16 protein-coding genes and 2 pseudogenes are annotated in these 11,111 nt (G+C 33.2%); 11 read left to right on the top strand and 7 right to left on the bottom strand.

The genetic code is table 11. From position 1 onward, the window contains the following. Positions 1-86: 86 nt before the first annotated feature. Together BA053_RS08010 and BA053_RS03390 are read right to left on the bottom strand one after the other, a co-directional pair. Positions 87-182: pseudogene (locus BA053_RS08010) on the bottom strand (IS110 family transposase); the annotation flags it as partial. Between the two features lie 294 nt (positions 183-476). Next, the gene (locus BA053_RS03390; RefSeq protein ID WP_065106757.1) at positions 477-1,187 is read right to left on the bottom strand and encodes a class II aldolase/adducin family protein; all 711 of its coding nucleotides are present in this window, start codon (positions 1,185-1,187) and stop codon (positions 477-479) included. A gap of 280 nt (positions 1,188-1,467) precedes the next feature. On the opposite strand from BA053_RS03390, the gene BA053_RS03395 reads away from it, so the two are divergent. Then, a complete protein-coding gene (locus BA053_RS03395; RefSeq protein WP_065094942.1) occupies positions 1,468-2,085 on the top strand; it encodes a DEAD/DEAH box helicase family protein in 618 nt (205 codons plus the stop codon). A gap of 1 nt (position 2,086) precedes the next feature. Here BA053_RS03395 and tsaB read toward each other — a convergent pair whose 3' ends face one another. From tsaB to BA053_RS03410, 3 genes are all read right to left on the bottom strand, one after another. Further along, positions 2,087-2,671, bottom strand: a complete 585-nt coding sequence (gene tsaB / locus BA053_RS03400; protein ID WP_065094943.1) for a tRNA (adenosine(37)-N6)-threonylcarbamoyltransferase complex dimerization subunit type 1 TsaB — start codon at positions 2,669-2,671, stop codon at positions 2,087-2,089. Continuing rightward, positions 2,671-3,801 (bottom strand): cation:dicarboxylate symporter family transporter, encoded by a 1,131-nt coding sequence (locus tag BA053_RS03405; RefSeq protein ID WP_049973631.1) that lies wholly within the window; start codon positions 3,799-3,801, stop codon positions 2,671-2,673. The genes tsaB and BA053_RS03405 overlap by 1 nt, the downstream gene beginning before the upstream one ends. Positions 3,802-3,939: 138 nt before the next feature. Further along, positions 3,940-4,929 carry a ribonucleotide-diphosphate reductase subunit beta gene (locus BA053_RS03410; protein WP_065094944.1) on the bottom strand — a complete coding sequence of 330 codons (990 nt, stop codon included), beginning with the start codon at positions 4,927-4,929 and terminating at the stop codon, positions 3,940-3,942. Positions 4,930-5,060: 131 nt separating this feature from the next. On the opposite strand from BA053_RS03410, the gene BA053_RS03415 reads away from it, so the two are divergent. Then, positions 5,061-5,399 carry an outer membrane protein assembly factor BamE gene (locus BA053_RS03415; RefSeq protein ID WP_006279908.1) on the top strand — a complete coding sequence of 113 codons (339 nt, stop codon included), beginning with the start codon at positions 5,061-5,063 and terminating at the stop codon, positions 5,397-5,399. 58 nt (positions 5,400-5,457) lie between these two features. Here the strand turns inward: BA053_RS03415 and BA053_RS07275 are convergent, their stop codons facing one another. Further along, complete coding sequence (locus tag BA053_RS07275; protein ID WP_156518036.1) at positions 5,458-5,628, bottom strand: hypothetical protein; 171 nt, start codon at positions 5,626-5,628, stop codon at positions 5,458-5,460. Between the two features lie 77 nt (positions 5,629-5,705). Here BA053_RS07275 and BA053_RS03420 point away from each other — a divergent pair, with 77 nt between their 5' ends. The 3 genes from BA053_RS03420 to BA053_RS03430 all read left to right on the top strand — a co-directional run bounded on the left by BA053_RS03420 (position 5,706) and on the right by BA053_RS03430 (position 7,167). Further along, positions 5,706-6,365, top strand: coding sequence for a JAB domain-containing protein (locus BA053_RS03420; RefSeq protein WP_065094945.1), 660 nt, complete (start codon positions 5,706-5,708; stop codon positions 6,363-6,365). Between the two features lie 102 nt (positions 6,366-6,467). Next, positions 6,468-6,803 carry a helix-turn-helix domain-containing protein gene (locus BA053_RS03425; RefSeq protein ID WP_065094946.1) on the top strand — a complete coding sequence of 112 codons (336 nt, stop codon included), beginning with the start codon at positions 6,468-6,470 and terminating at the stop codon, positions 6,801-6,803. Position 6,804: 1 nt separating this feature from the next. Next, positions 6,805-7,167 (top strand): helix-turn-helix domain-containing protein, encoded by a 363-nt coding sequence (locus tag BA053_RS03430; RefSeq protein ID WP_065094947.1) that lies wholly within the window; start codon positions 6,805-6,807, stop codon positions 7,165-7,167. Between the two features lie 188 nt (positions 7,168-7,355). Here the strand turns inward: BA053_RS03430 and BA053_RS03435 are convergent, their stop codons facing one another. Beyond that, the gene (locus BA053_RS03435) at positions 7,356-8,444 is read right to left on the bottom strand and encodes a hypothetical protein (RefSeq protein WP_065106758.1); all 1,089 of its coding nucleotides are present in this window, start codon (positions 8,442-8,444) and stop codon (positions 7,356-7,358) included. Between the two features lie 177 nt (positions 8,445-8,621). Here BA053_RS03435 and BA053_RS03440 point away from each other — a divergent pair, with 177 nt between their 5' ends. The 6 genes and pseudogenes from BA053_RS03440 to BA053_RS08580 form a co-directional block, all read left to right on the top strand. Next, on the top strand, positions 8,622-9,566 hold the full coding sequence (locus BA053_RS03440; RefSeq protein WP_245611053.1) for a hypothetical protein: 945 nt from the start codon (positions 8,622-8,624) through the stop codon (positions 9,564-9,566). A gap of 51 nt (positions 9,567-9,617) precedes the next feature. Then, entirely contained in the window at positions 9,618-9,947 is a 330-nt protein-coding gene (locus tag BA053_RS03445; RefSeq protein WP_007549995.1) for a helix-turn-helix domain-containing protein, read from the top strand. A 22-nt stretch (positions 9,948-9,969) separates the two neighbouring features. Beyond that, positions 9,970-10,344, top strand: a complete 375-nt coding sequence (locus BA053_RS03450) for a helix-turn-helix domain-containing protein (RefSeq protein WP_007549999.1) — start codon at positions 9,970-9,972, stop codon at positions 10,342-10,344. A gap of 303 nt (positions 10,345-10,647) precedes the next feature. Then, a complete protein-coding gene (locus tag BA053_RS07855) occupies positions 10,648-10,779 on the top strand; it encodes an ankyrin repeat domain-containing protein (protein ID WP_265017781.1) in 132 nt (43 codons plus the stop codon). Positions 10,780-10,788: 9 nt separating this feature from the next. Then, positions 10,789-10,995 (top strand): ankyrin repeat domain-containing protein, encoded by a 207-nt coding sequence (locus BA053_RS08575; RefSeq protein ID WP_353273299.1) that lies wholly within the window; start codon positions 10,789-10,791, stop codon positions 10,993-10,995. Then, a pseudogene (locus tag BA053_RS08580) lies at positions 10,971-11,063 on the top strand (hypothetical protein); the annotation flags it as partial. The gene BA053_RS08575 and the pseudogene BA053_RS08580, both read left to right, overlap by 25 nt. Positions 11,064-11,111: the final 48 nt, after the last annotated feature.

Consider the following 11,111-nt stretch of genomic DNA (forward strand, 5'->3'; position numbering starts at 1 on the left):
ATTCTCTTCTATTTGTCATATTTTGAAAAAACGTTTTATTTTACTCCAAAAACGTCTTAACTTTCTCTCTACTTTTTCTGGGTAAGGTCAAATTTGATGACACCTTTTTGTTCATTAACTGCAGTAACAAATTCAAGTTTTCCGATATCAATGCCAATAAAATTTTGATAAGATGTAACCATAAAAAACCTCGAGAGTTTAAGTTAAAATTTAAGATTGTAAACGGGTGCATATATATGTCCCAAGCAACTATTCAAACGTCTCGAAGAATAGACCTTGATATCTACGTATGTTATAATACTACCGTCTTACGGTCGCTCAAGCCTGCGATAATCACATTTTTATAGAGTTATCTTCCTTCTTGCTTCTTTTATATCACATTTCCAACTTACAACCGTCATAAAGGAACCAGTGTCAGCTACTTGGATGACGGGAGAAGGCGCTACTTGGATGACAGATAGTAGTGCGAAAGTCTCTTACAACTTACTTTTAATTAGTCTAACCCATGCGTGCCAATCCCTCTCACCAAGATTGCTTTCAAAAGATAGGAGATCCTTTACAGCTTTTAAGCAAATTTCTTCACTTGGAATTGATAACTCCTTATTCATTGCTAACGTTAAACATTGAGTTTTGCACGCTTGTTCTAAATGATACGTGTAAAACATTGCTTCTTGTATAGTCCGACCACACGTTATAGATCCATGATTACGCATTAACATGACAAAATTTTCTTTCAGATCAGCTATTAACCTCTTTCCTTCTGTATCGCTAAGTGCTAGGGAATTATAATTATGGTAAGAGATTTTATTGTAAAAGTGCAGTGCCCATTGACTTATAGGAAGCAGCCCATCTTTGAGAGAAGAAACCGCTACAATAGAAGGTGTATGCAAGTGAAAAATTGCTTGAATATCTTTCCTTGCTTGATAAACAAAACCATGAATTATATAGCCAGTTCTATTATATTGATATTCTTTGCCTTCAATTACATCTCCATCAAATGATACTTTCATTAACGAACGTTCATCTACTTCATCAAAACGCATACCAAACGGATAAATATAAAACGACTTTTGATCTTCAGAACGCACTGAAAGGTGAGTATATGTATGATCATCGAACTTAAGGTAGGACAAAATCTGATAGGCATAGACTAGATCCCTTTTTACTCTGCTCTTTGTTAACAACACAATCCTCTGTTAGAATCTTCTGAAGGTTTATACGCGAAAAGAGACTTGTAGTAAACTAATAAGTCTATGCCACTCTGTCTTGCTTTCTGAATACCAAACACTTTTGTGTTGTAGCTTGCTTAAAAATAGTTATCGTTATTATAGAGTTTATATACAGAATTTATGTTTTTAAATTACATAATATCTTAACTACAAAAATAATTTTCTATATAATATTTCATATGTTTTAAAGCTTCATTTTTATGTTATTATAAATGTAAGTTTCAAGATTGAAAATAATATGGTAAATATTAACACAAAAAAACAGCCAGCAGGATTTTTCATATCTCTCTCTGGTCTTTCGGGAAGTGGTAAACTTTCCACAGCAATAGAATTATCTAATATGATAAACGCATTAATTGTAAATAGTAAGTTCTATAACAATGTTCAAGCTTGCTCTATATACGATGGTGTCTTTGAACGTGATCAAATACCTAAAGAAGTTCAAGATAGAATATATGGCATTATGCAAATTATGCTTCAGGTAATAGAAAATTATCCGATTCACTCAAAAAATTACATATTTATTGATGAGTTGATGGAAAATAATGATCAGAACATGAGGATGTATGATTCAATAGTAAGGCTTAGTAAAAAAATGAACACAGAAATCCTTCCTGTGGTACTTAGGTGTGATCTACCGACATTACAAAAGCGTATTGCATTAAAAAGGCAAAGAAAAAATAGGAAGGTGATTAATGTAAATAGCATGATAGAGCAATGTAGGATTAACAATTTATTTACACCACCGAGTGCTATAGAGATAGAAAATTCAGATATGAGTATAAAAGAAGTAGCTCAAGAGATAGTAAACCAGATGCACAAGCTTAGCCAAATTAGCATGTACGCAAAAGAATAGTTTATAATGATTTCATATACTGAGGCTCATTTAAATATAGAGCTTCAACTTCTTTTAATTTTTGCTTGTTCTTCAGTCTATAATGAACTAATAGTCCTGCATGGCTAGCATTTAAATTGCAATCCATATGTGTACTGCTTGTAGCGTGACCAGGGTCACGTACTGCAGTTGGACCAGATAGCGGCAATAAATTGAAATCAAATAACTGCGTATAAAACCCTTGAGCATTTTTGATTATAGCTCTGATATTTTTTTTGCTATTTGCACAAAGCAAAGATATTGCGTAGGCTTGAACTTCCAGCGCACTAACTCCGTATAACGGCTTATTTGTAGCAAGATTTATACCTTGTGCAGCTGATATACCAACTCTAATTCCAGTGAAACTTCCTGGTCCAACTACTACCGCCAAATGATCTATTTTATCATAATTATAGTTGTGCTTATCAAACAAAGTACTTAGTATTTGAAAAAATGATTCTGCATGACGATTGCTGGTGAAATTGCGCTCTACAAAACAGTTACCATCATAATCAACTATTGCTATTGAACTACCAATACCTACAGTATCAATCGCTAAAATAGACATTACTTAAGCTTATCATAGAGTTTTGAAAATATCATAGTAAAGGCACCATTACCCATAACATTTGCTGAAGTGATTATTGGATCAAACACTATATACAATGCTGTGATTAACGAAAGCATTTCTGGAGAAAATTTGAGGTATTTCTCAAGAATAGGTAGCATTACCATAATTCCTCCTGCCGGCACTGCAACGATAGCAAACTTAAATAACAAAAAATAGAGAAGGAAAGTTACATAGTCTGTTGTGCACAATGAATAACCGGAGGCAATTATCATTGATAATATTATGATAAAAAAGCAATCACCTACTAAATGAAAGCTAGCAGTTATTGGCACAACAGACGATGCTATGTCAGGTTGCTTTACATTTTTTTTGCTTCCTTCAAGACTAAGAGGCATAGTTGCATTACTAGACATTGTGCTCATCGCAGTAATAAATGCCGGTATCATATTGCCTATACTAGCTATCCAGCTTGTGATCTTGAATGAATTTGCTGCTCCATATAAGAGGAAAACATAAAGGTAGGTTGCAGATGCTATAATAATGAAAATTATTGAGTAATCCTTAAATATTATAGATAAAACTTGATCATGCTGCATTTTTAAAGCAAGCCCAAGTACAAATATTGGAATAATCGGCGTCAAAAACGTCTTCAAAATAAAGAGAGTTAAATCTAACATTTTGTTCGAAAGCTCTTTGCTTTTCTTGGGTAGCAGTGTGGACACTACTATGCTGGACACAAATCCACAAGCAAGGGCATAAAAATTAGAAAGCAATGCAGGCAGTCTAAACGACCATAAGGGAACAATTGTTTCTTCATACGTTATATCTTGTATTGAATGAGTGTTTTGTATGATAAAATGCCCAACAGAATAAGCTATTAAACTTGAAGCCAGATTTGACAAGAAGATCATTATAATAAGTAACAATATGAACTTTATAGCTGACTGCTTAAGATTGTTAACACTGCTAAAGATTAACGCAAAAATAATAAAAGGCATTATAAATAGCAAAACCTCTTTTATACTCAGGCTCGTTGAGTACAAGAAGGTTTTTGCTTCCATTGGAACTAAATGACCAAAGAATGCAACTGAAGTGATGACCGTGAGTAAGATTAATAGTTGTAGCACGTTCTTATATACCAATGTCCTATGGACATATATATGGTAAGTTAGTTGTTAAGTAAAGCAAAACTGTCTAAACTGCACAGCAAATGGTGTAATGAAAGTAGCTGACACTGGAATGACAAAGAAGAGTGAAATTAGCACTCACTTATTATTCGTGTCGTTTTCAGTAAAAGCCTCCTCCCATGTGCCTTGAGTTGCTGCACGGCTATACTCTGTTACTCTATTTTCAAAGAAATTCGTATGTTCCACGCCATTTAGTATTTCATCAAGCCACGGAATAGGATTATCATTAACATCATATATGGACTCAAGACCTAATTGCATTAACCGTCTGTTTGCTACGTAGCGTATGTAATTGCGCACTTCTTCTGCAGATAGTCCTTCAACGTCTCCGAAATTAAAAGCAAGCTTTATAAACTCATCCTCAAGCTCAACAATAGTGCGGCATGCAGAATATAATTCCTCTTTAAACTCATCGTTCCAAATTTCATTATTCTCTTTAATAAATGTATTAAATAACATAATAATTGAATTGGTGTGCAAAGTTTCATCACGGGCTGACCAGGCGATTATCTGCCCCATTCCTTTCATTTTTCCAAAGCGTTGGAAATTGAGCAAAATTGCAAACGATGCGAATAACTGCAACCCCTCGGTAAATGCACCAAACACTGCTAGGGTTTTAGCTACATGTTTTTTATCATGTTTTTTGCTTTCCTCAAATTCTAGCATATACTCATACTTCTTTCTCATAGCATCATACTTTAAGAATGCTTGATACTCGCTTTCTGGCATGCCAATTGTGTCTAAAAGATAAGAATAAGCTGCAATGTGTATAGTTTCCATATTGGAAAAGCTTGCAAGCATCATGCATATTTCTGTTGGCTTAAATATATTTGAATAATGCCTCATGTAGCAGTTATTTACTTCAATGTCTGCCTGAGTAAAGAATCTAAAAATCTGAGTTAGTAGATTTTTCTCTACGTTTGAAAGTTTAGTTTTCCAATCCTTTACGTCATCAGCAAGCGGAACTTCCTCAGGTATCCAATGGATTCTTTGTTGCTGCAGCCACGCATCATACGCCCAAGGGTAATTAAAAGGTTTGTATATTGGATCTGCTTCTAACAATGACATAAGACACCTATTATTTTCTAAAGTAAATATTATATTAAGTGATATTGAGAATCAGTCAATTTAACTTTTTTGAAATTTGACGGCAGATAATTTATTAGTGTATTATAGCTTCAAGTAATTTATCAACAGAGATGCGAGTATTAATATCTTTTATTTTATTATTTACAGTGAGCTGCACTCACACTATTCACAATCACGGAGCTCCTGGCATTAGTGTTGAATTATGGAGCAAGATAAAAGTAGGTGACGATAAAGAAAAAGTGGTTCACACTTTAGGATCACCAACATTAGTATCAAAGTTCGATGACAATGTTTGGTACTATGTCTCATATAAAATTAAACAAGCCAACTTTTTAGGAAAAAGGAAGTATAGTAGTAAGTCTCTGCAAATTTCATTCGACCAGGACGGTAAAGTTGAAGATACAAAAGAAACTGACATCTTAGAGAGATCTTTGGCTGTTTCTGATTGAAAGTTTGCTAACTATAGAGTTTTTCTCACTCTTCTTTGCATCCAAGAACCGTATAACGTCATCCCAGTGCCCAGACACTGGAATCCAGGAAATTTAATTGCAAGTAATGCATTGGGTTTGGTGAGTATGGGTTTTGCGTTATAGAATGAAGCACTTTTGATGAATTTGTAAAGAAAACTGGATCCCAGTGTCTGAGCAACAAGGACAACATTGCAAATTTAGAGTTCAAAAGGGTTATTCCTCGAGAACTACTGCGTCAGAAAGCTGGCGCTGAATTTGTATATAATGTTGATCTTGGAGGTTTTTATGAATAATAGTGAGAGAAAAGAGAAATTAGAAACTCGTATTCTATCAAGTAGAGGTAGGTCTTTACTTGACCATGAGCTACTGGAACGTAATCTATCTGCGTGTGCAGAAGGAAGAGAAGTCGCTAAAAGGCTAATGGAGCTCTTTAGTAGTTTAGGAAGGGTAATTAATGCTGATTTTTATGAGCTAAAAAATGTTACAGGAATGAACGATGGAGCAATAGCAAGTATCTTTTGTCTGAAAGAGATTTTTGATAGGATACTGAAAGGTAAGTTAAAAAAATTGTCAATTCTTGATAATAGAGAAGAGCTACTAAAATACTTTAAAGCAGCAATAGGGCAGTCACGAAAGGAAAGCTTACGAGTAATATACTTAGATCGAAGTGATCATTTAATATATGAGTATATTCAAGACTGTGGAACTATAGACAGAGTACCTCTGTATGTCAGGGAAATAATAAAACAGGGATTACTGATTGATGCAGCATCTGTTGCAATTTCACACAATCATCCAAGTGGAGATATAGAACCTTCAAAGGAGGATGAGGATAACACACTTACATTAGCTGCAACCTGTGAAAATGTAGGAATGAAATTAATAGATCATATAATCGTAACACAGAAAAGCCACTTTAGTTTTTATGACAGTGGTTTATTGTAATCTGTAGACCGGAAGGAAAGTTCTCCAACTTTCCTTCTTTTTTTCACTTTATAAATTAAAAAATTCAATATAAGCTTGAACAGCTAAAATTAGTAATGAAAGGTGGAATTAGGCAAAAAAATAAAAGAGCTTAGGTTATACTGTGGTTTGACACAAACTGAATTAGGAAAAAGAATAGGTGTTTCATATAGACAGATACAAAGGTACGAAAATGGTTCAAATTGCATTTTAGCTAGTAGACTATATGACTTAGCAAAAGCCCTATCGATTGATGTTGCTGATTTTTTTACTGATGTGCATGACGACTCACATGAAGCTTATGATGAGGAGATATTAAAATTAGTTAAAGGATACAATGAAATTAAGAGCAAAAGGTTACGTAGTGTAGTTTATATATTGGTAAAATCTTTTTCTCAAAGTATATTATCTGATACGTAAAATGACTATACAACATCCTATCGATAAGCAAATAGGTGAAAGAATAAGGAAAAGAAGGCTAATGTGTGGTTTTAGCCAAAGAGACTTAGGAAAAAAGCTTGAAATTTCATTTCAGCATATACAAGGATATGAAACTGGAGAGGTAAGGCTTGTAGTTGATAGATTATATAATTTGGCAGAAGCTTTGTCAGTTGATATGTCATATTTTTTTACTAAAACCTCTGAAGACTTACGTGATAAGGCCTTCCATAGTGATGTAGGTAGCGAAGAAATATCAAGATTAGTAAGAGAATATAGAAAAATTAAAGATGAAACATTGCGTGATATTGTGCATTCAGTGATAAAGGCTCTTGCTAACAAATAGTACAAATTTTAAAGTTCAGGTATTTTTTATAATATAAAACACTTCTACAAGCAATACTAATTAAAGTAAATTATTTATGGTAAATTTGATTAAGTTTTAAAAACTACTTTACTTTGTAATAGTTAAATTGTTTACTATTTATTTCTGATAGACAAGTGGCTATGTGAAACATAGCCACTTGTCTCCAATCAAGAACGTCCTACGGATGTCGTTTTGTTGTCTTTTAATTTATTCACCCAAGAAAAGGTCTCACTACTTTTAGAATTTTGGTCGCCCCACCTTCCACATCTAGTAAAACAGCCTTTTTCTACTGCTTCTTTAACAGACATTCCACCAAATAAACAACCCTTTCCTACGATTTCTCCTATTTCTTGCAACTCGTTCCACATTTCTTCATCTTCTACCTCAATTTGTACTTGATTATAGTCTGCTGTGTCATGGTATACCATTAAATTTAGCTCTCCTAGGCTAGTATAAAATGTGACTGCAAAAGCACTGTTATCCGATATATCCACGTAGTCTCTTTCACCGCCTTTCCCAGTTTTGACTTCAACTTCAACTTCACCATCACCTATTTTTATAATATTGCCACCAAGGTTTAAGTCTCCTTTACTTAAGCCCAAATTTTTTGCACCTTCTACAACTTTAGCAACATCAACTATGCAGCTATGTGAAAATTCCATATAGAAGGTCTTATTATCGATTTCTACATTTTCAACAGTTCCTTCTATAGTAGCGTTCTCTCCAACTTCCCTGAGTTTTGTGAGCCTACTATATATTTGTGGCTCAATTTCTTTTTGCACCTTTTGATGAATTTCAGTTATTTTCTTATCAACTTGTACATTAAAATCTGCTCCATTTAATGCTAACTTCCTGATTATATCCTCTTGTTTATTCCCTTTGAATTCATCACGATACATCTTAAACATTGTAACGTTAGCGAAGCCAAAGCCATCTTCATTGGCAGCATTTATTCTTATTCCTAAGTCCAAAGCTTCATCGATAACTTTACTTAACTCGTTTATATTTTTAGCTGCAATAGCTTTTTCCAGGAATTCATTTAGTTTCATATTTTCATATTCACTTAGTCTTATCCTGCATAAAGCTGATCGAAATGGATTGAGCTCCTCAGGATATGTTAAGACAGGTAATTTACTAATCTTTTTATTCGCTGTTGGAGCAGCTTTTATAAAATTAGGTAATAACCCTTCTTTTGCTATTCGCTCTACCGCTTTTAACATTTTACTAGACAATTTTTTACCATTTATTTTTTTCATTGTAACCCTCACTTAATTTCATTACTATTCGATCATATCGTGATAAATATTATTTAATTGTTAATATTATACGACTTATTGATTTACTGTATGTTATAATAACAAGTTTTGCGGGCATTTACACTAGAAAAACACATCTTGTAAAAATTATTTCAATTTCAATCAAAGTTGGGTATTGTGATTGTAAAACTGAAAGAAATGGATCTCTTGTCTTACTCCACTGAAAAGTTGAAGAAGCATTGTCAGCTACTTGATAATGAAGAAAAAATAATTCTATATGAGCAGCTGCTAGACAAGGCTAAAGACATACTTGAAAATTCAAGAGATAATGTTTCTGAACTGAAAAAGATCAGTAAAGCTGCTGTAGCAATAGAGGAAACCACCGATAAGCAGTTACTAGAAAAGTTTAATGATGACCACCCGCTAAGAGAAGTGGACATTTTAATCTACTCTCCTCAGGGAAATACTGAATATCTATTCAGCATAGATAACTCGTCAGAGCTTTATGATTTAAAAGAAGATAAGGATAAAGCTCTTTATAATGCAGTAAAATCAAATGATGTTGAGCTTGTAAAAAAGCTGCTAATGATCCTTTTACCTACAGAAGTAGGTAATTTTGATGTAGAATACTTGGAAGAATTGAAAATATTGCTGTCAGGAATTCACAAAGAATTGCAATTATCACAAGATATGAAAAATTATCTTGTGAAGACGATAAAGTTCTATAGTTTTTTATGTAGTAATTTTAGCTTATTAGTTGCAAATCCTACTGATGTAAAAGCTATGATCAATCTATTTGCTACTCAACCAAATATTGATTACCAAATAGATAAGCTTCTGCTTTCTTTTATTGTGAGAGATGTTGAGGAAAAAAAGCTAAATTCTGAAATCAAACACATGATAGAGCTTCTTGAGCAGCATGAAAGATTTGCTGAGCTCGAATATAAGGTTAGAAGATTAAGATCAGAGTTTGCATGTGGCAAAAGCAGATATTCGGCTGAAGTAATACGAAATAGCATTGCAGAACGAGAAAAAGAGATGAGGGAAATTGAGAAAAAATACGTAAGGCCAAACGATTTAATTAGCGAGAGGCAGAAATTATTAAAGCAATTACTTTGCTAGCTTTTTTTCCACTTCATAAAATTTGTTGTAAATTTGAATAAGAGGTGAAAAGTGCAATTAGGTAAAAAAATAAAACAACTTAGGTTAGATCGTGCTTTGACACAGACCGAATTGGGAAAGAGAATAGGTGTTTCGTATAGACAGATACAAAAGTACGAAAATGGTTCAAATTGTGTTTTGGCCAGTAGATTATATGATTTAGCAAAAGCACTATCGATAGATGTTGCTAACTTTTTTACTGATATGCATACTGACTCACATGAAGCTTATGATGAAGAAATACTAAAGTTAGTCAAAGGATATAACGAAATTAAGAGCAAAAGGTTACGTAGTGCAGTTTATATATTGGTAAAATCTTTTTCTCAAAGTGATAATACATAGTTAATATTATCTGATACGTAAAATGACTATACAACATCCTATCGATAAACAAATAGGGGAAAGAATAAGGAAAAGAAGGCTAATGTGTGGTTTTAGTCAAAGAGACTTAGGAAAAAAGCTTGAAATTTCATTTCAGCATGTACAAGGATATGAAAGCGGAGAGATTAGGCTTGTAGTTGATAGGTTATATAAATTAGCAGAAGTACTATCGGTTGATATGTCGTATTTTTTTACCAAAGCCTCTGAAGACTTACATGATAAGGCCTTCCATAGCGATGTAGGCAGCGAAGAAATATCAAGGCTAGTGAGGGAATATAGAAAAATTGAGGATGAAACTCTGCGTGACATTGTTCATTTAGTGATTAAGGCTCTTGCTAATACAGGCTTTAAAGCATAAATTCTCTCCTTGAATCGTTGAAGAAAACTTAAACTTTCATTTTCTTCATCATTTTGCTTTTGATTTTCTTTCACTTTGATGCGTGTAGTTATACCCTACACAAAGTATAATGTTTTAAAAATAAAAACCTGCACCATAAAATATTGAGATTTAGAATATTAACTTATAAAGTCTTTTCGGCAGTTTTAGTGAGGGTTTATTAGCAAGGATGTTGGAGGTTAGAAATGACTATATCTGAAGGTGTAATACAGGGTATAAGGCATAATGATAAGAACGAGATAGGGGAATGATTTTTTGGTCAAGATGGCTTTGCATCATCCAGCTAAGTTTGATAGCTTAGAAGTAACAAAATTTTTAGTAAATAATAAAGGTGTAAGTTTTAACACTAAAACTAATGACGAAAACAAGCCTATTCATATTGCAGCTGATTTTTGAAATATTGATATTGTAAAGTTTTCTCTTAATCAGGGAGTAGAAGTTGGTACAAAAGGTAAAAACAATTGGACTCCTTTGCATTATGCTACCAATAAAGGATATCTAGGAATTGTAAAGCTTCTAATAGAAAAGCAACAACAAGAATCATTTATTAATAATTCTAAAACTACAGATCAGTCTACTATGCTGCCAAGGAAGGACATTTACCATCTGTAGAATTTCTCATAGAAAAAGGAGCAAGAATTGATATTAGAGGTTGTCCGGAAACAAGTAAAAGGCTATAATATCTGAAATTTTAGTACGGGGTAAAGATGAGAAAAAAGTATCCAACA

Source organism: Wolbachia endosymbiont of Nomada ferruginata, from assembly GCF_001675785.1.
GTDB classification, from domain to species: domain Bacteria; phylum Pseudomonadota; class Alphaproteobacteria; order Rickettsiales; family Anaplasmataceae; genus Wolbachia; species Wolbachia pipientis.